The sequence below is a fragment of the Ferrigenium straubiae genome (genome assembly GCF_051257895.1).
GTDB classification, from domain to species: domain Bacteria; phylum Pseudomonadota; class Gammaproteobacteria; order Burkholderiales; family Gallionellaceae; genus Gallionella; species Gallionella straubiae.
Genome location: NZ_CP194331.1, coordinates 484,935 through 506,512, shown reverse-complemented (window position 1 = coordinate 506,512; position 21,578 = coordinate 484,935). Strand labels below are relative to the sequence as shown.

Sequence of the window (21,578 nt, the reverse complement as noted above, 5' to 3'; positions counted from 1 at the left end):
CGCTGATTTTTTTCAGGTTTCGCCCCTCGGGAGCAGTGCAAAAATAAACTCTATGCCGCATATTGCCGAGGCGGACGCCTGCGCCGGGAAAATATCGCTGGCTTTTATTTTTTCCATCCGTATAATGCGCGCCTTGCCGTCATTCAGGAAATTTCCTGACGGCATTGGTTCATCGTTTCCTGACCTATCTCTCGCGCGCATGCAAATCGCGCCTGTCTAAAAAACTCATCAAGAAATTCTGGGTTTTCCGGTTAGCGACGATGTTTTATGCGCCGGTCTATCTGCCGCACCTTCCCTGGGTGTTGTTTTCCGCCTGCGCTTGCCTTTTTTCTAGGAAGCACCATGACATTTGAAGAATTGAATTTACATCCCGCCATCCTCAAGGCGATTGCCGACACCGGCTATACCGAGCCTACGCCCATCCAGGCGCAGGCCATTCCCGAAGTCATCGCTGGCCACGACCTGATGGCCTCGGCACAGACCGGCAGCGGCAAGACCGCCGCCTTCATCCTGCCCGCGCTGAACCGCCTGGCCACGCCTTCCGCGCTGCCCGGCAAAGGCCCGCGCGTGCTGGTGCTGACCCCGACCCGTGAACTGGCGCAACAGGTGTGCGATGCCGCAACCAAGTACGGCAAGAACATGCGTTTCAAGATCATCAGCATCCTGGGCGGCATGCCTTACCCGGTGCAGAACCGTTTGCTGTCCGGCCATGTCGATATCCTGGTCGCGACGCCGCGACGCCGGGACGCCTCATCGACCATCTGGAGCGCGGGCGCATCGATTTCTCGCGCCTGGAAATGCTGATTCTCGACGAAGCGGACCGCATGCTGGACATGGGTTTCGTTGATGACGTGGAGCGCATCGCCGCAGCCACGCCCAAGACACGCCAGACCCTGCTGTTCTCCGCGACGCTGGAAGGCGTGGTCGGCAACCTCGCTTCGCGCCTGCTCAAGGAACCGAAGAAAATTTCCGTCTCGGCCGCCAAAGATAAGCACGAAAATATCGAGCAACGCATGATGTTCGCCGACGACGTGGCGCACAAGAACAAGCTGCTCAGCCACCTGCTGACCGGCGTAGATATCAACCAAGCTCTGGTGTTCACCGCCACCAAGCGCGACGCCGACGGCCTCGCCGACCAACTGTCCGCACAGGGACACTCCGTTGCGGCATTGCACGGCGACATGAGCCAGCGCGAACGCAACCGCACCCTGCTCAACATGCGCAACGGCAACCTGCGCGTGCTGGTCGCCACCGACGTGGCGGCGCGCGGACTCGACGTCGCCGGGATTTCGCACGTGATCAACTTCGATCTGCCCAAGCAGGCCGAGGACTATGTGCACCGCATCGGGCGCACGGGCCGCGGCGGCGCATCCGGCATCGCCATCTCGTTCGCATCGAACCGCGACGCGCTGTTGCTGAAGCGCATCGAACGCTACACCGAGCAGCGCATCCAGATGCACACCATCGAAGGGCTGGAGCCGAAATACAAGCTGCGCACCGGCCCGTCCTCGGATCGCCCGCGCGGCAACGGCGGCCCGCGTGGCGGCGGCTTCGGCGGAAATCGCGGCAACGGCAACAGCCAAGGCTATGGTGGTAACCGCAACGGCGGTTTTGGCGGCAACCGCAGCACGGCCTTCACCGGCAACGACAAACCTTCCTCCTTTGGTACCTCAGGAGGCCCAGGACAGCCTCGCGGCACGGGTTTCCATCACAGCGCACCGGACAGCCGCCACAACCATGCCGGCCGCAAGGAAGGTCATGCCCAAGGTGCCGGACAAGGTTTCGGTGGCCAGGGTCGCAGCCAGGAACGCAGCTTCGGCAACGCCAACCGCGGCAGCAACAACAGCGCCCCGCGCCGCAACGGCGACCGCCCAAGCTTCTCGCTGGGGCGCGGCCACAACAGTGGCAACAAGTGGTAGGGGTTAATACCCGGTAAACAAAAAAGGCACGCCTCGGCGTGCCTTTTTCATTATTGAACTACAGGCTAAGAAAACCGCCTATTGCCCCGCCATCGTCATGAACGACAGCTTGCTCACCCCGGCGTGTTGCGCGATCGCCATGACCTGCGCCACGCGCCCGTAATTGACAGCCTCGTCGGCGTGGACATGCAATTCGAAATCGTCCTTACCCGCCGCCGCCTCGGCAAGCTGCTCGGCCAGTTTCTTGTCGTCCAGCGCAATGCTCTCGAGCGTGATCTTGCCTTCCGCATCAATGGTGACCACCTGCTGCTTGGAGTCCATGCGCGTATCCACCGCGGCCGTCTTGGGCAGCTTCACTTCCAGCGACTGCGACAGCAGCGGCGCGGTAACAATGAACACCACCAGCAACACCAGCATCACGTCCACCAGCGGCGTGACGTTGATCTCGCTCATCATTTCCTGATCGGACTGAGTATGGAAGGCCATGTCACACCTTGTAGTCGTATTTGCGCGCCAGCCTCGCGAAGTCGTCCGCGAAATTCTCGAAATCCGTGAGGTTCAGCCGCAGGCGGCGCAGGAAATAGTTGTAGGCCAGCACCGCGGGCAACGCGGCCGCGATGCCGAAGGCCGTCGCGATCAGCGCCTCGCCGATCGGCCCCGCCACCACGTCCAGGCTAGCCGATCCGGTTTTGCCGATTTCCTGCAACGCATGCATGATGCCCCACACCGTGCCGAACAGCCCGATGAAGGGCGAGGTGGATCCGATGCCGGCCAGTTCGGCCAAACCGCTCTCCCCCTTGCGCTGCAGGTTGCGGATCTGCTGGCGCAGGGCGTTTTCCATTAGTTCCTGCGGGGCACCCGCATGCTTGAGATCGGTCTTGCCGCTGGCCATTTCCCTCAAGGCGGTGAAAGCTGAACGCGCAAGGCTGGCAAGCTGCCCTTCATGCTGTTCGCTCACCCGCTCGGCGCTCTTCCAGTCGGGCGAGTCCCAGAATTGCTGCGCAAAAGCGCTGTCCTGTTTGTTGTTGCGGCTGCGCTGCAGCAATTTGTACCCCACGATAGACCAGGTGGTCACCGAACAGAGCAGCAGCACGAGAAGCGTGGCGCCGACAACAATCGAATCACTGCTGAATAACTGCATCATCAATCCTCTTTCAAAATAAACGGAATCGGAACCAGAAACCACTTGGTAATCACCTGCCCGCCCTGGCGCGCCGGAGCAAATTTCCAGCCGCGCACCGCCTGCATCGCAGCCTTGTCCAGCACGTCATGCCCGCTGCTCTGGTGCAGCCTGACTTCGCCGGGCAGGCCGCTTGCCAGCACCTCGACATTCAACACCACCTTGCCCTGCCAGCCCATGCGCCGCGCCACCATCGGATAGGCGGGAACCGGGTTTTTCAGGTACGCCGCCTGGTAGTCCGGTTCGCGATCCGGCAGGCCGGGCGGCGTGGCCACTGGCTGCGGGGGCGCGCTGCTGACTTCGGTCGGCACCGGCGTCTGCTCAGGCACGATGGGCGTCGTAACCTCCGGCGAGGGCTGAGCACGCTTTTCCACCGGCCTGGGTTTCTCGGCCGGCTTGGGCTCGGGTTTGGGTTGCGGCTTCGGCTCCGCTGCAACGGGTTGCGGCGGGCTGGGCATGGCCGCAAAGCTGACCGACATTTCCTGATGCCTCGACGTGGGAAGGCTGGGGGCAGCCATCAGAAACCACAGCACCAGGACATGCGCGAGCACCACCAATGCCACGATCAGCGAGCGGTCGCGCAATTGCAAATCTGCCGGATTCATCATGGTCATCAGGGGTGGGTAGGCCAGCGAGCTCATGGCGTCATCTCACAGCATATTGTTCTTTGACCCATTGCTCCACTTCCCTGTATTCGAGCTTGCCGCTGATGCCTGCTGCTTCCTTTCCAGGGCTGAAGAAATAGGTGCGCGGCAATTCACCCTGCCACTTCCTGTCCACCTCGAAACGCAGGCGCTCGGTATAGTCGTCGGCAAATACCCAGGCCTCCGCCTTCTTCAGAGAAAACTTTGCGAGTGTGGCGGCAATCTCTTTTTCTTCTTCCGGCGTATCGGTGGAGACCAGCACCAGATCGAGCTTTGGATATTTTTTCACCAGCTTCTTGAGCATGGCCAGTTCGACCATGCAGTAATTGCAGGTCAGCGACCAGAAGTTGACGATGAAGGGCTTGCCCTGCTGCGCGGCAACAATCTGCTGGTAACTGCCGCGGACGAACGGCTTGATTTCCTGCGCGGCCTGCGCCGGAGCGGAAGAGAATAAAGCGGAGCACAGCGCTACCAGAAAGCCAAGCCGCCTCACTTGTGCCCGCCGCCTATTTCGATCAGGCGGTAGCCTTCGTTCCTGGTGTTCCAGGACAAATAAGCCCTGCCGCTCTCGCCGATCAGCATCGGCCAGTCCGATACCTCGGAGGTGCCCGCCAGTTTTTCCGGTGCGGACCACGACTTCCCTCCATCCTCTGAATGCATCCCGAGGATGGCGGTGTTCTCGCCGTCGAATTCCTTCCACGCGAGATAGACGCGGCCACCGAGGCTCAATACGTAAGGGTGCGCCGGCTGCGCCTCGGGATTGCCGAAGTGCAACGGAGCAGAAAAAGTCTTGCCCCGGTCGTCCGAGTGCGCATAGAACAGGCCTTGGTACCCCGGCGCATTGCTGAACCAGGTGGCGTGATAAATGCCGTCCGCAGCGATGGAGAGCGATGGCCCGTGATGCGGGCACGCAGCGATGTTCCAGTTTTCGTGGCTGACTCGCACGGGAGCCATCTTACCGTCCAGCTTGACCAGCGCATGGTCGCGGATGTTGGTGTCGTAGATGTGGCGCCATGCGACCACGGGATAATCGTCGGTGTCCACGACCATGGCCGTGCGGCAGCATTCGCAGACGTGATCGGCGATCTTGACGTTGCGCCGGAAGCTCGCCCCGCCGCCGTCCGACATCGCATAGTAGATGGCCGAGCCGTTGTATTTCTCCCCTCTTTTCTCCGCAGCACCCTGGTCGCGCTTGTCGAGCCAGGCGATGTAAACATGTCCCTTGCCATTCACCGCCATGGAATCGAAGCGATGGCTGATGATGTCGCGGTTATCGTTGACGGTGATCGGCGCGGAAAAGCTTTTCCCGCCATCGGTCGAGCGGCTGAAACGGATATCGCCGGTCATGGGCTTCGCCAATCCCTGCGTGTAGGAGATGTAAATCACCCCTTTGCGCACGATGATCTTGGGACGATTCTCGCCGTCGCCGAGGATGCTCTCGGGCTCGGCATTGACCTTGACCGGGACGCTCTGGGTGGCGCCATGGTCGTCGGAATAACTGACGTACACATGCTGCCCGCGGATCGCGGCCAGCCACAGGCGCCCCTTCTCGTCGAAAGCCCCGGTAACGGCGAGCGACGGTTTGGCGAGCGCCTCTTTCCAACGTTTTTCCATGTCGACAGGCGCAGCCGCCGGGGCCGCCACGCCGGGCTTGGCATGGCTGGCGTGCTCGGCAGCCGATGCCGGACAGGCGGCCAGCGCAGCGGCAAAGAGAAGTGCAATGGTTAACTTGTTCATACCCGCATCATATAACAGGATCGAAGGCGGCAACCCGGAGGCCGCCGCCACGCTTATTTACCACTTAATCTCGATGCCGGCATAAATGGTGCGCGGCAACCCCGGAGAGAGGGTGGGCGCGGCACCTGTGCCGGCCGCACTATCAGCGTAGCGCGTGTTGGACAGATTGATGATTCTGCCGAACAGCGAGAGGTCCTTCTCCACCTTGTAATCGGCACGCAGGTTGTACAAGTCATGCCCGTTGTATTTGCCGGTGTTGGCCGCGTCAAGCCAGTAGGCACCCGTCTTTACCCATTCGAACTGGGCAGTAGCGGCCGCCGTCGGACTCCATGTCAGTCGTGTGTTGGCAATCAGGTGCGGTGCCGATTCGATATCCTTACCATTGTTGTTTGCGCCGGTAAACTGGTTGGTAATCCAGCTGACATAGGTATGCTGCGCATACGAATAGGCAATATCGAGGCGCAATTGATCCGCCAGGGACTTGCCCAGACCCAGCTCGATGCCGCGATGTTCGGTGCTGCCGTTATTGCTGGAAATAGTAGTCTGGTTGAGGGCGTCGCGCTGATTGAGGATGTCGTCGCGTTTTTTGAGGACGTAGTAGATCAGGTCATAATTCCAGCCGATTGCATCGCCGCGCACGCCGACTTCATACTGATCCGCCTTGATGGGTTTGAGCTGCAGCGCGTCTGCTGCCTTGGTCCTGCCCAAGGCCAGCGTCGTATCGTGGCCGACCCTGAACAGGTTGCTTTCACCCGGTGCGCGGAACCCCTGATTATAGGAAGCATGAAGATGGGTCGAGGGCGTCAGAGCAAAGGCCAATCCGATCTTCGGGGTAGCCTTCGAGAATGACCGCGAACCGCTTGCGTTCTGCCAATAATGCTTGGCGCCGTTGGCTAGGTCGCCCGCTGCCAGATTGTTGGTCATCTTGTAGCTCATCGTGTCATAGCGTACCGCAGCCGTCACGCGCAGCTTCTCGACAGGGGAAAATTCGGTGTGGACATAGGGCGATGCGCTCTGGTAAATCACCTCGTAATCGTAAATACGCGGCCCCACCGTGTAGCAATTAAACTGCTGGCTCCTCGTTGCCGTGCCGGCCACCGTGCAGCCCGGAGCGGCGAAGCTGATGGCATCCTCGGTGCGCTTTCCCGGGCTGTAGTCGTAATCGAAACCGGCGACGACGCGCGTGCGCATTGAACCGGGAAGATCCTTGCGCCATTTTGTCAGCAGCCCCAGCGAGGTGACCGTGGTCTTTTCAACCCGCGGATCGCCGGTCGCGGCGGTACTGAAGTTGTATGAGCCGTTGAGGTTCATGGAGTTGTAGCGGAAATAGGGAGTAATGGAAACCAGCGTGTTATCGCCGATATCCTTGTCCAGATTGGTCGAAAGCCGCAACGCATCGACCTTGCGGTAGGCGACGGAACGCGCGTTCACGGTCGGGGTGTTCTGGTATTCAAACGGAGTCAACGCCGAATTTGCCCCGGTCTGCTGATCGATCTTGCTGAACCCCAGGATGGTCTTGAACACCGATTCTCCATCAGGCGCATAATCCCAGCGCAGGTTGCCGCTCAGCCGGTCATATGCGGTTTTCACGCGCCAGCCGTCGGTGTGCGAGACATTCACGTCGGCGCGCAGTGCGCCCATTTCCTTCTGCCCTGTATTGGCATTCCCCAGCAAACGATACCAGCCGTAGTTTCCCGCCTCGACGGAAAGCCCGGCACCGCTCTGCCGAGTGGGCTGGTTGCTCAGAATGTTTATGGTTCCGCCGATTGCATCGGAACCGTAAAGCGCCGAACCGATGCCCTTGACTACCTCTACGCCGCCAGCCGACGGGATATTGACCTCATACAGGGCGTTGTGGTTGAAAAAGCCGGTGGCGCGGATGGGAATGCCGTCCTCCAAATAGAGGTATACTGGGTCTGTCCCGATTTTCTGGCGGATACCGGTCGTGTGGCCTTCGCCATTCGTGACGTTGATGGCCACGCCCGGAATTTGCCCGAGGATCTGCTGAGGATGGGACGGACCGGTAAGCTTGATGTCCTTCTGCTTGATGATGCCGATCGCAGCCGACGTTTCCGTCAAGGGCGTCGCTTCGCGGGTTCCGGTGACGGTCACCTCGCCGAGTTGCGAAGGTTCATCCGCAGCAAACGCCGCATTGGCGATGCTCACGTAAATACAACTCAACGCGAATAGTTTTCCGCGGCCGATTTTCTGCCTTTTCATGCTTACCCTCTCCCAAGTTGCCTAGATAATAATTTTTATGGACTTCAAACAGCCATGGGAATACTACAGACAAAAAGCCCGCTTGGGGATGCGACAAAATGCCGCACCCTCTGGTGCGGCATTTTGCGGTGGAGGCTAACCTTCAGGTTATGCCGTAGCCACAAAATGCCGCAATCCCTCGAAAAGCCCGCAATCGCGCCATCTCAGAGCACCAGCAGCAGTCTCCGCAACCCGAGCAGGATCAGCACCGCCGCCGCGCCCCAGCGGATCCAGCGCGTGATCCATTCGCGGTTGTCGCGCAGGTTCTTGCCGAGCAGGCTGATCAGCGGCAGCAGGATCAGGAGCGGGGTCAGCGCCGCACCCAGGCCGAACATCATGCCGTTGGTCATGCCCATCCTCACGCTCCCCGCCGCGGCGCACACCGCAAGCAGCGAGGCCAGCGGCGCGCAGGGGGTGAGGCTCAGCGAGAAGCCCATAAGCAGCGGCGGCGTGGTACCCGCACGGCGCACCGTGCCGCACGGGGAGTGCGGCTTTTCGGCGCGCAGCAGCCAGATGCCTGCCGCGATGGAAGCGAGCCCGATCACCAGGTTGCCGGTTCCGCCGCGCATCGCTTCGGACAGCCACACCCCAGCCCCGCCGGCGATCGCGCCGAGCATGGTGTAGGCGACGATGCGCCCCGCCACGAACATGGCCGTGTCATACAGCGCCTGGGTTTGCGAACCGCCGCGCCCCAGCACCCAGGTGCCCATGAACGGCAGGCAGGTAACGGTGCAGGCCGTCAGCCCGAGCGACAGGCCGAGCAGCCAGACGGCGAACAGCGTGGTCTCCTGCGGGATCAGCGCCGGGTTGAAGAAATCATCCATGCGGGTTCTCCTTCGACTGCGCCAGCCAGATCACCTTGTTCTTCGGCAAGCCTTCCGGGGTCTCCAGCTTCACGCGCTGCTTGTAAGCCTCGCGTGATGACTTGAACAGGGGGACGCCGAAGAACTTGATCTGGATCACGTCGTCGTCCGGGCAGTATTCGACGCAGCGGCCGCACATGGTGCAGTCCTCGTGGAATGCTTTTTTGCCGTGCTCCCGGCCGATCTCGTGGATGTCCATCGGGCAGGCCTTTTCGCAGACGCTGCATTTGTCGCATTTGTCATTCTGCTTCTTCACCAGTTGCATCGGCGAGAGCCTCTGGAACAGCGCATTCCACGACAGCAGCGGACAGATGCGGCAGAACGGCTGGCGCACCGCGAGCGCGGCGATGATGACGAAACCGAACAACGCATTGCCCAGCGCACCGAGGAAGAAGTTGACGCCCGTCGAAGTGCGCAGCGCGATCTGCTCGGTGTCGGCGGTCAGCAGCGTGGTGGCGATGCGCGAGGGGCATACCTGGCAATAGGGATCGCCCAGTTCATTGGGTACGGTACCCATGCCGGCCAGCAGCGGCAGGCCGAGCACCAGTACCAGCAGCATCAGCCACTTCACCGGGCGCACCCGGCCGACATTGCCCGGCGAGAAGCGGTGCAGCGGCCTGCCCAGCCTCCTGCCGATGCGGTAGACGATCTCCTGCACCGTGCCCATCGGGCAGACCCAGCCGCAGAACGCCTTGTTGAGGAAAAAGAAGAAGGCAAAGAAGGTGGCCACCGAGACCAGCGTCGGGATGAATACCGTATAGGTTAGCTCCTGTGCCTTGACCAGCGCCTCGCCGATGCGGTGATGCAACTGGTGCTGGTTGACGATCAGGATGCATTGGTCGCCGGTCTGTTTGTCGAATGCGCAGGCCAGCGAGGGCAGCGCCTGCGAAACGCGGTCGCTGACATAGCTGCCCAGCAGCACGCCGCCGTAAACGGTGACGAACAGCATGAGGAGCTGGATGGTGAAGCGGAAACGCGTCAGCGTCGGAAAAATGGATTTCAACATGTCAGGCATCCTTGTTGTTGGCGGTTTCAGTCGCTGCCGGTTTGGCGTCGGCCTTCTGCTTCGCATCCTTGCGCTGCCGCAGCAGCGGCACGGCACCAATCATGCCAAGCAAGGTGAACCCCAACCCCATCGCAAGATCGCGCTGGTAGAACGCATCCGTGCCGTAACCGGCGTTGAAGGCGGTCAGGTAGGTCTTGCCGCTCTCCGCGTGCTCAGTTGCCAGCACGAAATCCGAACCACGCCGCCCGTAACTGCCCGCAGTTTTTTGCGGGGCTTCCGCCTTGAAGTCATCCGGAACGCGAACCGTGATCATACCCTGCGCATCGCTGAGCAACTCGGCCCTGGTGCCATTCGCGGTTTCCAGATTCACCTTCTGGCTCGCCAGCGGCTTGCCGTTGAAGCGCACCAGGAACTTCCAGTCCTCGTTGGCGCGATAGCGTGAATGCTCGCGCGGGAAAGGCCGCGGAATGATCTCCAGCTCATGCTTCGGCTGCATGAACATCGCCGTCGGAGTCTTGGCGCCGGAGCCGGTGAAGAAATGCACGGTGGAAGCCACCTTCACCTGTCCGCCCTGCTCCTCGCGTGCGGCCAGCCAGTGGAAGCCGCCGGCCGCAGGTTTGTCCAGCCTCGCGCCCGCCATCTCCAGCGGAAGCCGGCGGTGCCCCTTTTCATCCTTGGTGTTGTTGGAGTAGGCATCGATGCTGCTTGCAACGATGTTCTGCGGAATGATCGTAACCATCCTGCGGTCGCGGCCTTCGCCGCCCATCCTGGCTTTCAAGGTGGGGAACGACGTCCACGATGCGGGCCTGCCCGCCCCTCCCGCCATGCCGCCCCTGCCCGCCGCCACTCCGGCAGGCTCCCCATGTCCGGCGTGTTCCCCGGCCGCCATGCCCTGCTGCGTTGCCGCCGGCGCGCTTGCCGCGGCAAGCGCCCATGACGGGAGTGCCAGCGATGCGGCCAGGAGCATCGCATTCAGTAAAGTTTTTTTCTGCATGACATTCTCCCTTAGAAGCTCAACGTCAGGCCGGCGGTATAGCTCCTCGGTTTGCCGACGATGATAGACAAATCTTCGGTGTCATAGGTGCCACTGTAGGCGCCAGTGCGGTAATTCGCAGAATCGCCTGTGCCTCGTGCGGCCGACCAGTAACGCTTGTCGAGTAAATTGTTCACGCGCGCGAACAGCGACCACTTCGCGCCCAGCAGCCCCTTTTCCCGGATATCGTAGTTGGCGGCCAAGTTAAAAAGGGTGCGTCCTGCCCATTTCTCCTGGTTGATCTCGTCGGCCCATGACCAGGATTTCGCATCCATTTCCAGCGCCAGGCGGAAAGGCTCGGCCGGCTGCCAGCCGAAGCTCATGTTCAACTGATGATGCGGCACGCGCGGCACATCCTTGCCGGTGTTGTTGTAGTACCTGATATTTGGATTCGGTGCATATGGACTGCCAAGCGTCAGGCCGAAATTGTCGTACCTCGTGAATTCCGCCTTGATATAGCTGTAGGCCGTATCCAGGGTGAAGATGCGCTTGCGGTCTGTTTTCAGCGACAGTTCGAAGCCACGATTCCTGACGCCACCGATGTTGTCGTACATCTGCTGCGCTGCCGCTGTGTTGGTGCTGTATTGACCATTAACATCGAGAATGAAATTCTTGCGCTCGATCTGGAAAATAGCCGTTTCAATATCTGCCGCTACGCCGAAAAATGTACTCTTTGCCCGCGCCCCAAGTTCGAGGTTCAGAGACTCTTCCGGCTTCAGGTTTTCGTTGTTGAGCGTCTTGCCGCCAGCAGGCGAGAGGGTTCCGTTAAAGAGTTGGTCCGCGGTTGGCGCACGAAAACCGGTCGAAATGTTGCCAAAGAGATTTGTATTCTCGTTGACGGCATAATTCGCGCCACCACGCCAGGAGGAAACACCAAAGCCCTTGCTACGACTGAATGGAACTGTAATTTCATTCGTCCTCCCTGAGGTGAAATCCAATTTGATATCGTCGTAACGCCCGTTCATGGTCAACGTCCATTGCGACGTAGGCTGGAACTTGAATTCGCCGTAGAGTGCATTCACTGCCTCCTTGGTTTTATTATCAGTAAACGTAGTCCCGGCTGTAACCAAAAGCGTAGGGTTGGCTCCAGTTTTCGGGCATTGTCCTGTTTTTGAGCAGTAAGTCACCTTTGCGCTGGTAAAATTGACATATTCGTTCTGGCGCATATCCAAGCCAGCCAGCCAGCCAACATTATCCGCAGACGACCGCCATTCTCCTTTCACACCGCGCTGGGTTTGACGGTAGTCGTTGTTTAATGTGTAGAGCTCTTGATACCCAGGAGTGTTAGGGGAAAGCTGTATCGCCGGATTGGTGCCAGTCACGTTCTGCGGGGCAGACCAGAAAATCGTATGATCACGGTATTCATATACCGTCGCCAGAACGTTGCTGCGCTCGGAAAGGTCATTCGAGTAGGTTGCATATATTTTTTGCAGGTTAACATCGTACTTGCGCGTATAGTCACGACCAATGGTGCCTTGTGGATCCAGCGCGGCCTGCGTTGCGCCCTTCACGTTGCCATGTTTGTCCTTAATACGGTCGGATTTTTCAAAACCCAAAGTCAAATCTGAAGCGTCGCTGAGGAAAATACGCGCATTACCATCGACGGCGTCTGTTTTGTAGTTCGATTGCCAGTAGTAATCATCACCTGCCCGATGTGATGCCTGTATGTGACCACTGCCCCAATCACCCGCAAAGCCGGCGCGCGCCAGCTGACGAGTGTAATTCCATGAACCGGCGTCGGCAGCAACGGTGAACCCCTTGTATTTCGCGCCACGCTTGGTGGTGATGATGACAGCCCCGGCGAGCCCATCGTCGCCAAACAGATACGATGCACCACCCTTGATGACCTTGATCGATTGAATATTATCGAGATCGATGTTGACCTTACCGGTGCGCTCGAATACCGGCACACCGTCAATCACGATGGCCACACCGGGCTTTTCACCCATGTAGCGCTGATTCTCGACGCCGCGCAGCTTGATCTTGATTTCGTCACCGGACGAAAGATCAGCAGTAACGCCTGGAATCGTGCGGAGAAGCTCTATCATATTTTCGGGGCGTTTTTCATCTACCACCTGCGCACTGATGTCATGAACACTTGCTGGTTCGCTGCGCTTGCTGGTGAAACGATCATCGATCGTCGTGGAAGTCACGCTGACCTCCGGCAACACGCCTGGCTCGGCATACACCGCCTGGCTGACTGCCAGCGAGATCACGCTTAATGCAAATACCTGTTTGCCTTTCATCCTGCCCTCTCCTCGAATCGATCGTTATTGTGAAAAACTTGAAGCGGGCGAATTCTAAAGTTGAGTAATCAACTTGGGAATGTGACATATTGCCGCGCGTCAAAATGTCGCACCCCTGTATCCACGTGGCTTATGGCGAATACAATTTCTTACAAAAAATCCGGTAGAGGCAATGCTGAGCCGCTATACTGGAAAAAAGAAAATCCAATTTCCCGTTCATGCGCCCTCATCCGATACCTTACGCTTGCGCCCTGCTCTGTCTGTGGAGCAATCTGGCGCTGGCCGAAACAGCTCTCGATCCGTTCGACACGGAAGCGATGTTGCCGCTCAAGCCCGCGTTGCGCCCGGGCGGCGCAGCCGGCGATCCCTGCGCGGAGGCCACGCCGGCCGGCGCGCTCGGCTTGCTGGAGGTGGTCAATCTCGCGCTGTGCAACAACCCGCAGACCCGCGAGGTATGGGCGAGCGCGCGTGCGCAGGCGGCGCAGGTCGGCGTGAGCAAGGGGAGCTATCTGCCCGGCCTCAGCCTGAGCGCTTCCGGCAATCGCATTTCGCCCGGCACGAGCCAGCGTAGCTATGGCCTGACCCTTTCCTATTTGTTGTATGACTTCGGTGCGCGCGCCGCCAGTCTGGAAAATGCGCGCCAGTTGCTCTCCGCCGCCAATGCCACGCAGGACAGCACGGTACAGACCGTCTTTCTGCAGGCGGTGCAATCCTTCTACCAGGTGCAGGCAACACAGGCCGCGCTGAATGCCGCTCTCGAATCGGAACGCGCATCGAAAGAAAGCTTCACCGCCGCCGAGGCGCGCTATACCACCGGCGTCGCCACGCCTGCCGACAAGCTGCAGGCGCAGACCGCCTACTCGCAGTCCACCCTGAACCGCATCACCGCGGACGGCGGCCTGAAAAACGCGAGGGGCAGCTTGGCGAACATCATCGGGCTGGATGCCCACAGGAATATCGCATTGGAGACGGCGAATATTGCGACCACCCCTGCAAGCTTCGACCGCGACGTGAATATGCTGATCGAGGAGGCCAGGCTGCGCCGCCCCGATCTGCAGGCCGCCGAAGCACAGGTAAAAGCCGCCGAGGCCAGCGCCGATGCGGCACGCTCGGCAGGCAAACCGTCGATCTCGCTGACCGCATCAAAAAACCAAACAGACAGTTCGGGCATCACTTCCCGGGGCTCGACGGTCGGCCTGAGCGCGAGCGTGCCGTTATTCACAGGATTTGCGCCGACCTACCGGATACGCGCCGCCGAAGCCCAAGTGGAAACCCAGAAGGCACGCATGGAGCGCGTGCGTCTGCAGGTGGCCATGGATGTATGGACGGCCTACCAGAACCTCGTCACCGCTACGCAATCCCTGCGCACCACTGCCGATCTGCTGAACAGCGCCGAGCAATCGGAACGCGTCGCGCTCGGCCGCTACAAGGCCGGCGTGGGCAACATCCTGGATGTGCTGAATGCGCAAAGCGCCCTGGCCAGCGCGCGCCAGCAGCGCATACAGTCCACGTATAACTGGAACATCAACCGCGCCGCGCTCGCCCAAGCCATGGGCAGCCTGGATGCAGGCCTGCTGCAGGAACTGTCCGATGGCAGCCGGCAGGCCGGCGCGAATCCCCAACAGAAATAAAACCAGCCATGAAAAAAATATTGCGTTCTCCCATCGCCCTGTTCTTCATTGCCATTGCCGTCGCCACCGCAGGTATCGCCACCTACCGGCAGGTAGCCCTGGTTGCGCCGGAACAGCAATACCGCCTGCAGACCGTGGAAAAAGGCGACATCACCCAGACCGTTTCCGCCAACGGCACAATCAATCCGGTAACGCTGGTCAATGTCGGCACACAAGTCTCCGGCACGGTGAAAAAGCTGTATGTGGACTTCAACAGCAAGGTGGAAAAAGGCCAGGTATTGCTGGAACTGGACGACGCCCTGCTCGCCGCACAACAGAAGCAGAGCCAGGCCAACGTGCAGAGCGCCACCGCCTCGCTGGAACTGGCTACGGCCAACGAGGCGCGCATGCGCAGCCTCTTCGCGCAGGAATATGTTTCGCGGCAGGAACTGGACACTGCGGTGCAGACCAAAAAGGCTGCCGAGGCGCAACTGCATCTGACGCGCGCAGCGGTGGAAAAAGACAGCGCCAACCTCGCCTATTCGGTGATCCGCTCGCCGGTATCCGGCGTCGTGGTGGACCGTGCAGTGGATATCGGCCAGACCGTCGCAGCCAGCCTGCAGACCCCGACGTTGTTCAAGATCGCGCAGGATTTGTCCAAGATGCAGATTCACGCCAACTTCGCCGAGGCGGATGTCGGCAGCATCCGCGTCGGCCAGGCGGTGCGCTTCACCGTGGATGCCTTCGCGGGGCGCAACTTCCAGGGCGAGGTCATGCAGATACGCCTCAACCCGACCACGCAGCAGAATGTGGTTACCTACGATGTGGTAGTCAATGTAGACAATCCCGAGCAGATCCTGCTGCCCGGCATGACCGCCTATGTCAGCATCGCGGTGGCCGAACGCAAGGATGCGTTGCTGGTACCCAATGCCGCGCTGCGCTTCAAGCCGGCCAACGGCAACACCCCAAAGCGCGGCAACGGCCACCCCGGCGGCTTACCGAAAGGTAATGCGGCGTCCAGGCAAGATGCTTTTACCGGCAAGGTGTACGTGCTGGAACAAGGTGAACTCGTTCCCGTCAATGTCTCGCTCGGCATCACCGATGGCCGCAATACCGAAATCACCGGCGGCGACCTCAAGGCCGGCGATCAGGTCGTGACCGGCGAAATACAGGCGGCGGGCAGCGCTCCGGCGGCCAGCGGCACGCCGATGCGCATGAGAATGTTCTGATGGCGGATTCCGTCATCCGTATCGAAAACCTGCACAAGTCCTACGAGACTTCTGCCGGTTTGTTCCCTGCGCTGAAAGACGTCAGCCTCGACATCTCTGCCGGCGAATTCGTCGCGATCATGGGCCCGTCCGGCTCGGGAAAATCCACTTTCATGAACATCCTCGGCTGCCTCGACAAGCCTACTGCCGGACGCTACACGCTGGATGGCCGCAGCGTTGCGGAACTGAGCAAGGATGAGCTGGCCCTGCTGCGCAATCGCACCATCGGTTTCGTGTTCCAGGGCTTCAACCTGCTGCCGCGCATGTCGCTGCTGGACAATGTCGCCTTGCCGCTGATCTATTGCGGGGTGGAGCGCGAAGAACGCCAGCGGCGCGCCCGCGACCTGCTCGCCAGGGTCGGGCTGGGAGACAAGGCAGACTCCATGCCCAACAAGATTTCCGGCGGCCAGCAGCAGCGTGTCGCAATCGCCCGCGCGCTGGTCAATCGCCCGCGCCTGCTGCTTGCCGACGAGCCGACCGGCAATCTCGACAGCCACACCAGCGAGGAAATCATGGCTTTATTCGAGGCGCTCAACCGCGAAGGCATCACCATCGTGCTGGTCACCCACGAAGCGGATATCGCGCATCATGCAAAGCGCCAGGTGAGGTTCCATGATGGCCGCATCGTCAGCGACCAGCCGACGCCGCAACTGGAACACTCAGCATGAGCATGGTGTTTACCATGCTCGGCGAAGCCTGGCGCGCGATGGGCGCCAACCGGCTGCGTACCATGCTGACCATGCTCGGCATGGTGATCGGCGTCGGCGCGGTGGTACTGATGATGTCCATCGGGCAAGGCGCGCAATATGCCATCAAGCAGACCATCAGCGCGATGGGCAGCAACCTGTTCGTCCTGCTCTCCGGCAGCCGCTCGGTAGGCGGCGTGCGCACTGGCGGCGGCGGTAACTACACGCTGACGGTCGGCGATGCCGAGGCCATCGCCGAACTGCCCGGCGTGCAAACAGCGGCGCCGATCCACCCCGGCAACGCGCAGGTCGTGTACGGGCCGAACAACTGGAATACCTCCATCATCGGCACCACGCCCAACTATCTTGAGGCGCGTGCCTGGCAAGTGACTGCGGGGGCGGCTTTCACCTCATCCGACGTGCGCTCCGCCACGCGCGTCGCGCTGATCGGCAAGACCGCCGCGCAGAACCTGTTCGGCGACGAGGACCCGGTCGGCAAGACCATCCGCATCCGCCAAAGCCCCTTCGTCATCCTCGGCACCCTGGCGGTCAAGGGCCAGGGCATGGACGGGCGCGATCAGGACGACAGCATCATCATCCCGCTCACCACCGCGCAGCGCCAGGTGTTCGGCACCCAGTTTCCGGGGTCGGTGCGCATGATGATGGTGCAGACCACCACCCAGGAGTCCATGCCGGCGGTGGAAAAATCCATGACCGAGCTGTTGCGCCAGCGGCACCGCATCCGCGAGGGCATGGATGACGACTTCTTTCTGCGCAACCTTACCGCCGCCGCCGATTCGGCCGCAGAAAGCACGCGCACCATGTCGCTGCTGCTCGGCGCGATCGCCTCGGTCTCGCTGCTGGTAGGCGGCATCGGCATCATGAACATCATGCTGGTTTCGGTGACCGAGCGCACCCGCGAGATCGGCATCCGCATGGCGATCGGCGCGCGTGAAAAGGACATCCTGCTGCAATTCCTGCTGGAGGCCATCATCATCTCGCTGGCCGGCTGCTTCATCGGCCTGCTGCTGGGAATCGGCGGCGCGCTGCTGGTCAACGCGCTGACCGGCACGATGGTCATCATCTCGGGCAGTTCGGCCGTCGTGGCTTTCGGCGTGGCCGCGACGGTAGGCATCTTCTTCGGCTTCTATCCGGCGAAAAAGGCCGCGCAGCTCGACCCGATCGAAGCCTTGCGCTACCAATAAAAAAAACGAGAGGCACGTTGCCGTGCCTCTCGTTTACCCGGAATCAGGTCAGCCGATCAATCAGTCTTCGCTACGCCGTTCGCGTTTTTTCTTGTGCTTATCCTTCTGCTGCCCCAGATGCAGCCCGTTGTCGTGACGCCGGTGTTCATCGTCATCCTCCACGCTGCGTGTAGATACCGGCCGCACCGGAGCCGTTTGAACTGCGGGCGCACTGTTGCTGCTGCCGACCGCCGCCCCGGTCGCCCCCCCGATTGCCGCGCCTATGATCGCGCCATCCCTGCCGCCCATGTTATGGCCGATTGCCGCACCGGCCGCGCCGCCGACTGCGCCGCCGACCACCGCGCCGCCATCCACGGCATAGGCGTTTACGCTGGCAGAAAGAAACAGGACGATTGCTAACGATTTTTTCATGTTGCCTCCAATGTGAGATTGTCCGGTTTGACCCTTGCATAAGAATTGCTGCACTGCTTGGTCAAACGCGGCGCTAGTTTAGTTCCAGTTCGCGATTGCCTGCAATCCCGATTGTCGGCAATCCGGACCGCATGATATTCTCGGTCATCCCGAAAGCCGTACCAAAAACAGCACAAACCACATGCCCATAACCATCAAAACCCTGCAGGAAATCGAAAAAATGCGCGTCGCCGGCCGCCTGACCAGCGAGGTGCTTGACTACATCACGCCGTTCGTCAAGGCGGGCGTGACGACCAACGAACTGGACAGGCTGTGCCACGACTATATCGTCAACGTGCAGCATGGCATTCCCGCCCCGCTCGATTACGCACCGCATGGGCATGCGCCCTACCCCAAATCGATCTGCGCCTCGGTCAACCACCAGGTCTGCCACGGCGTGCCGGGCGACAAGGCGCTCAAGAACGGCGACATCGTCAACCTGGACATCACCGTCATCAAGGACGATTACCACGGCGACAGCAGCCGGATGTTCTATGTCGGCGAGCCGTCGATCCAGGCCAGGCGTCTATGTGAAGCCACTTACGAGGCGCTGTGGCGCGGCATCCGCGCGGTCAGGCCGGGCGCATACCTTGGCGACATCGGCCATGCCATCCAGAGCTACGTCGAGCCGCTCGGCTACAGCGTGGTGCGCGAATTCTGCGGCCACGGCATCGGCAGGCTCTTCCACGAAGAGCCGCAGGTATTGCATTACGGCCGCCCCCGCACGGGCGCGCGGCTCGAAGCCGGCATGATCTTCACCATCGAGCCGATGGTCAACGCCGGCAAGGCGGCCATCAAGCAGCTCGGCGACGGCTGGACGGTAGTCACCAAGGATCACAGCCTGTCGGCGCAATACGAACACACCATCCTCGTCACCGAAACCGGCTTCGAAGTGCTGACCGTTTCCGATGGCTGCCCTCCCCCGCCATCCCCGTGACGAAATCGCCGCGCTGCGCGAGTCGTTGCGCGGCGACCGCGCGGCACTCGAGCAGAGCTTCCTGGAGCACAACAATGCGGCGCGCCTGCTCGCCGCGCACACCCGGCTGATCGACCGCTACCTGCGCCGCGTCTGGCGGCAGCTCGCCATGCCGCAACATATCGCGCTGGCGGCGGTGGGCGGCTACGCGCGCTGCAGGCTCTACCCCAGATCGGACATCGACCTGCTGATCCTGCTGGATGCCGATCCGGATGACGCCTTGCGGCAACAGTTGCACGAACTGGTCGGAATATTGTGGGACATCGGGCTCGAAGTCGGGCACAGCGTCCGCACCGTGGCGCAGTGTCTGATCGAATCAGCCGACGTCACCGTGCAGACCAATCTTCTTGAAGCGCGCCTGCTCTGCGGCAACAAGGAATTGTTCAATGAGTTGGGCGACAGCGTGCGACAGCGCCTCGACCTGCGCGCCTTCTATCTAGCCAAGCTGCAGGAGCAGCAGCGGCGCCACGCGCGTTATACCGAGGCGGACTACAACCTCGAACCCAACCTCAAGGAAAGCCCGGGCGGCCTGCGCGACTTGCAGACCGTCACCTGGATCGCGCGCGCGGCCGGCTTGGGCACACACTGGAGCGAGCTCGCACAAATCGGGCTGCTCACTGCCGCCGAGGCACGCCAGGTCGCGCGCCACAGCGCGCTGCTCGCGACCCTGCGCATCCGCCTGCATTACCTCGCCAAGCGGCATGAGGACCGCCTGCTGTTCGACTTCCAGACGCCGCTCGCCGAACAGATGGACATCCGCGCCTCGGCCAACCGCCGCGCGAGCGAGCACCTGATGCAGAGCTATTACCGCACCAAGCTCGCGGTGCGCCAGTTCAACACCATCATGCTGCAGAACCTGCACGACTACCTGTTCGGCGAAACGCCGGTGCGGCGCATCCTGAACGACCGGTTCAGGATGGTCGGCACGCGGCTGGATATCCGCGATGAGCAACTCTTCGAACATACGCCCGAGGCGGTCTTCGAACTGTTCCTGCTGATGGAGCAGCATGGCGAGCTGAGCGATCCGAGTGCGAGAACGCTGCGCGCGCTGTGGCGCGCGCAGCGGCGCATCGATGCGGAATTCCGCCGCAGCCCGGCGAACCGCTCGTGCTTCATGGAAATTCTGCGCCAGCCGCATGGGGTGCTGCACGCGCTGCGGCGCATGAACCAGTACGGCATCCTCGGCCGCTACCTCCCCGCCTTCGGGCGCATTGTCGGGCAGATGCAGCACGACCTGTTCCACGTCTACACGGTGGACGAACATATCCTGATGGTGGTGCGCAACCTGCGCCGCTTCACCGCACCGGAATACGCCGGGGAAATTCCGCTGTGCAGCAGGCTGATGGGCGAATTCGCGCGCCCGGAGGTGCTGTATATCGCCGGGCTGTTCCACGACATCGCCAAGGGGCGCGGCGGCGACCATTCGCAGCTCGGCAGGAAGGATGCGCACGCGTTCTGCGTGCAGCACCAGATCAACAATGCCGACACCCGCCTCATCGTGTGGCTGGTGGAAAACCACCTCATCCTTTCCGCCACCGCACAGAAGCAGGACCTCTCCGATCCCGACGTGATCGCGGATTTCGCCGCGAGGATCAGGAACGACCGCTACCTCGTCGCGCTGTACCTGCTGACCGTCGCGGACGTGCGCGCCACCAACCCGGAAATCTGGAACGCATGGAAGGCCAAGCTGCTGGAGGAGCTGTTCTGGCAGACGCGCCGCTACCTGAGCGACGGCAAGGTCGCCGACCGGCTCGGCGAAATCCGCCGCGCGGCGGCCGACGCGCTCAACCTCTATGCGCTGACGCCCGATGCCTACCAGCTGCTGTGGGCGCAGCTCGACGACAGCTATTTCCTCGATCACGACCCGCAGGAAATCGCCTGGCACACCCGCCTGCTGGCCTTCAAGGTCAACCCCGCCGCGCCCATCGTGAAGGCGCGCATCAGCCGCGCCGGCGAAGGTCTGCAGGTCATGGTGTACTGCCCCGACCAGCGCGCGCTGTTCGCGCGCATCTGTAATTTTTTCGCACGCATGAACTACACCATCGTCGAGGCCAAGATCCACACCACGCGGCACGGCTACGCGCTGGACAGTTTCCAGATCATGGAGGCCGCGCGCGGCGAGACGGCCTACCGCGACATCATGACCTACATCGAATTCGAGTTGGCGCAGCAGATCGCGCAGGCCAAACCGGTCGTGCACGCCGCATCGGGGCGCGTGAGCCGGCAGCTCAAGCACTTCCCGATCGAAACCGAGGTCGAGATCAAACCGGACAACAAGGGCATGCACGTGCTGTCGCTGATTGCCGGGGATCGTCCCGGCCTGCTCGCGCGCATCGCGCTGGTGCTGGACCGGCACAACATCCGCCTGCACCGCGCCAAGATCAACACGTTAGGGAGCCGGGCGGAGGACGTGTTCTGGATCAGCGGCGCGGCGCTTGCTCAACCTGAGCAGGCGGAGGCGCTGCGCAACGCCCTGCTGAAAGACTGAGAAACCGC

17 protein-coding genes and 1 pseudogene are annotated in these 21,578 nt (G+C 61.2%); 7 read left to right on the top strand and 11 right to left on the bottom strand.

Translation table 11 applies throughout. The annotated features are described in order from the left end of the window. The first annotated feature begins 342 nt into the window (after positions 1 to 342). Positions 343 to 1,919 (top strand): annotated as a pseudogene (locus ACRRNM_RS02310) (DEAD/DEAH box helicase). A gap of 78 nt (positions 1,920 to 1,997) precedes the next feature. Here the strand turns inward: ACRRNM_RS02310 and ACRRNM_RS02305 are convergent. From ACRRNM_RS02305 to ACRRNM_RS02260, 10 genes are all read right to left on the bottom strand, one after another. After that, positions 1,998 to 2,405, bottom strand: coding sequence for an ExbD/TolR family protein (locus tag ACRRNM_RS02305; protein WP_435626636.1), 408 nt, complete (start codon positions 2,403 to 2,405; stop codon positions 1,998 to 2,000). A 1-nt stretch (position 2,406) separates the two neighbouring features. After that, positions 2,407 to 3,063, bottom strand: a complete 657-nt coding sequence (locus ACRRNM_RS02300; RefSeq protein ID WP_435626635.1) for a MotA/TolQ/ExbB proton channel family protein — start codon at positions 3,061 to 3,063, stop codon at positions 2,407 to 2,409. After that, a complete protein-coding gene (locus tag ACRRNM_RS02295; RefSeq protein WP_435626634.1) occupies positions 3,063 to 3,740 on the bottom strand; it encodes an energy transducer TonB in 678 nt (225 codons plus the stop codon). The genes ACRRNM_RS02300 and ACRRNM_RS02295 overlap by 1 nt, the downstream gene beginning before the upstream one ends. Before the next feature lie 4 nt (positions 3,741 to 3,744). Then, positions 3,745 to 4,236, bottom strand: coding sequence for a TlpA family protein disulfide reductase (locus ACRRNM_RS02290; RefSeq protein WP_435626633.1), 492 nt, complete (start codon positions 4,234 to 4,236; stop codon positions 3,745 to 3,747). After that, complete coding sequence (locus tag ACRRNM_RS02285; RefSeq protein ID WP_435626632.1) at positions 4,233 to 5,480, bottom strand: sialidase family protein; 1,248 nt, start codon at positions 5,478 to 5,480, stop codon at positions 4,233 to 4,235. Before ACRRNM_RS02285 ends, ACRRNM_RS02290 begins: the two co-directional genes overlap by 4 nt. A 57-nt stretch (positions 5,481 to 5,537) precedes the next feature. Next, positions 5,538 to 7,700: a TonB-dependent receptor gene (locus ACRRNM_RS02280; protein WP_435626631.1), complete on the bottom strand. Its 2,163-nt coding sequence runs from the start codon at positions 7,698 to 7,700 to the stop codon at positions 5,538 to 5,540. 203 nt (positions 7,701 to 7,903) lie between these two features. Further along, a complete protein-coding gene (locus ACRRNM_RS02275) occupies positions 7,904 to 8,563 on the bottom strand; it encodes a sulfite exporter TauE/SafE family protein (RefSeq protein WP_435626630.1) in 660 nt (219 codons plus the stop codon). Then, complete coding sequence (locus tag ACRRNM_RS02270) at positions 8,556 to 9,608, bottom strand: 4Fe-4S binding protein (RefSeq protein WP_435626629.1); 1,053 nt, start codon at positions 9,606 to 9,608, stop codon at positions 8,556 to 8,558. The genes ACRRNM_RS02275 and ACRRNM_RS02270 overlap by 8 nt, the downstream gene beginning before the upstream one ends. Before the next feature lies 1 nt (position 9,609). Continuing rightward, a complete protein-coding gene (locus tag ACRRNM_RS02265; RefSeq protein ID WP_435626628.1) occupies positions 9,610 to 10,602 on the bottom strand; it encodes a hypothetical protein in 993 nt (330 codons plus the stop codon). 11 nt (positions 10,603 to 10,613) lie between these two features. After that, positions 10,614 to 12,887: a TonB-dependent receptor gene (locus tag ACRRNM_RS02260; RefSeq protein WP_435626627.1), complete on the bottom strand. Its 2,274-nt coding sequence runs from the start codon at positions 12,885 to 12,887 to the stop codon at positions 10,614 to 10,616. A 218-nt stretch (positions 12,888 to 13,105) separates the two neighbouring features. Here ACRRNM_RS02260 and ACRRNM_RS02255 point away from each other — a divergent pair, with 218 nt between their 5' ends. From ACRRNM_RS02255 to ACRRNM_RS02240, 4 genes are read left to right on the top strand one after another with little or no spacing between them, the layout of a single operon-like run. Further along, positions 13,106 to 14,518, top strand: coding sequence for a TolC family protein (locus tag ACRRNM_RS02255; protein ID WP_435626626.1), 1,413 nt, complete (start codon positions 13,106 to 13,108; stop codon positions 14,516 to 14,518). A gap of 8 nt (positions 14,519 to 14,526) precedes the next feature. Then, positions 14,527 to 15,726: an efflux RND transporter periplasmic adaptor subunit gene (locus ACRRNM_RS02250; protein ID WP_435626625.1), complete on the top strand. Its 1,200-nt coding sequence runs from the start codon at positions 14,527 to 14,529 to the stop codon at positions 15,724 to 15,726. Then, positions 15,726 to 16,433 (top strand): ABC transporter ATP-binding protein, encoded by a 708-nt coding sequence (locus tag ACRRNM_RS02245; protein ID WP_435626624.1) that lies wholly within the window; start codon positions 15,726 to 15,728, stop codon positions 16,431 to 16,433. The genes ACRRNM_RS02250 and ACRRNM_RS02245 overlap by 1 nt, the downstream gene beginning before the upstream one ends. A 2-nt stretch (positions 16,434 to 16,435) precedes the next feature. After that, positions 16,436 to 17,656, top strand: a complete 1,221-nt coding sequence (locus ACRRNM_RS02240; protein WP_435628625.1) for an ABC transporter permease — start codon at positions 16,436 to 16,438, stop codon at positions 17,654 to 17,656. Between the two features lie 60 nt (positions 17,657 to 17,716). On the opposite strand, the gene ACRRNM_RS02235 is transcribed toward ACRRNM_RS02240, so the two are convergent. Next, complete coding sequence (locus ACRRNM_RS02235; protein ID WP_435626623.1) at positions 17,717 to 18,067, bottom strand: YMGG-like glycine zipper-containing protein; 351 nt, start codon at positions 18,065 to 18,067, stop codon at positions 17,717 to 17,719. Positions 18,068 to 18,248: 181 nt separating this feature from the next. Between ACRRNM_RS02235 and map the strand changes: the two genes are divergently transcribed. Both map and ACRRNM_RS02225 read left to right on the top strand, forming a co-directional pair. Continuing rightward, on the top strand, positions 18,249 to 19,043 hold the full coding sequence (gene map, locus ACRRNM_RS02230) for a type I methionyl aminopeptidase (RefSeq protein ID WP_435626622.1): 795 nt from the start codon (positions 18,249 to 18,251) through the stop codon (positions 19,041 to 19,043). After that, the gene (locus tag ACRRNM_RS02225; protein ID WP_435626621.1) at positions 19,015 to 21,570 is read left to right on the top strand and encodes a [protein-PII] uridylyltransferase; all 2,556 of its coding nucleotides are present in this window, start codon (positions 19,015 to 19,017) and stop codon (positions 21,568 to 21,570) included. Before map ends, ACRRNM_RS02225 begins: the two co-directional genes overlap by 29 nt. Positions 21,571 to 21,578: the final 8 nt, after the last annotated feature.

Excerpts from the sequence above, each read along its gene's own strand:
- ACRRNM_RS02305 (WP_435626636.1), bottom strand. The coding sequence starts at position 2,405 with ATGGCCTTCCATACTCAGTCCGATCAGGAAATGATGAGCGAGATCAAC.
- ACRRNM_RS02300 (WP_435626635.1), bottom strand. The coding sequence starts at position 3,063 with ATGATGCAGTTATTCAGCAGTGATTCGATTGTTGTCGGCGCCACGCTT.
- ACRRNM_RS02295 (WP_435626634.1), bottom strand. The coding sequence starts at position 3,740 with ATGAGCTCGCTGGCCTACCCACCCCTGATGACCATGATGAATCCGGCA.
- ACRRNM_RS02285 (WP_435626632.1), bottom strand. The coding sequence starts at position 5,480 with ATGAACAAGTTAACCATTGCACTTCTCTTTGCCGCTGCGCTGGCCGCC.
- ACRRNM_RS02280 (WP_435626631.1), bottom strand. The coding sequence starts at position 7,700 with ATGAAAAGGCAGAAAATCGGCCGCGGAAAACTATTCGCGTTGAGTTGT.
- ACRRNM_RS02275 (WP_435626630.1), bottom strand. The coding sequence starts at position 8,563 with ATGGATGATTTCTTCAACCCGGCGCTGATCCCGCAGGAGACCACGCTG.
- ACRRNM_RS02270 (WP_435626629.1), bottom strand. The coding sequence starts at position 9,608 with ATGTTGAAATCCATTTTTCCGACGCTGACGCGTTTCCGCTTCACCATC.
- ACRRNM_RS02265 (WP_435626628.1), bottom strand. The coding sequence starts at position 10,602 with ATGCAGAAAAAAACTTTACTGAATGCGATGCTCCTGGCCGCATCGCTG.
- ACRRNM_RS02260 (WP_435626627.1), bottom strand. The coding sequence starts at position 12,887 with ATGAAAGGCAAACAGGTATTTGCATTAAGCGTGATCTCGCTGGCAGTC.
- ACRRNM_RS02255 (WP_435626626.1), top strand. The coding sequence starts at position 13,106 with ATGCGCCCTCATCCGATACCTTACGCTTGCGCCCTGCTCTGTCTGTGG.
- ACRRNM_RS02250 (WP_435626625.1), top strand. The coding sequence starts at position 14,527 with ATGAAAAAAATATTGCGTTCTCCCATCGCCCTGTTCTTCATTGCCATT.
- ACRRNM_RS02245 (WP_435626624.1), top strand. The coding sequence starts at position 15,726 with ATGGCGGATTCCGTCATCCGTATCGAAAACCTGCACAAGTCCTACGAG.
- ACRRNM_RS02240 (WP_435628625.1), top strand. The coding sequence starts at position 16,436 with ATGGTGTTTACCATGCTCGGCGAAGCCTGGCGCGCGATGGGCGCCAAC.
- ACRRNM_RS02235 (WP_435626623.1), bottom strand. The coding sequence starts at position 18,067 with ATGAAAAAATCGTTAGCAATCGTCCTGTTTCTTTCTGCCAGCGTAAAC.
- map (WP_435626622.1), top strand. The coding sequence starts at position 18,249 with ATGCCCATAACCATCAAAACCCTGCAGGAAATCGAAAAAATGCGCGTC.
- ACRRNM_RS02225 (WP_435626621.1), top strand. The coding sequence starts at position 19,015 with ATGGCTGCCCTCCCCCGCCATCCCCGTGACGAAATCGCCGCGCTGCGC.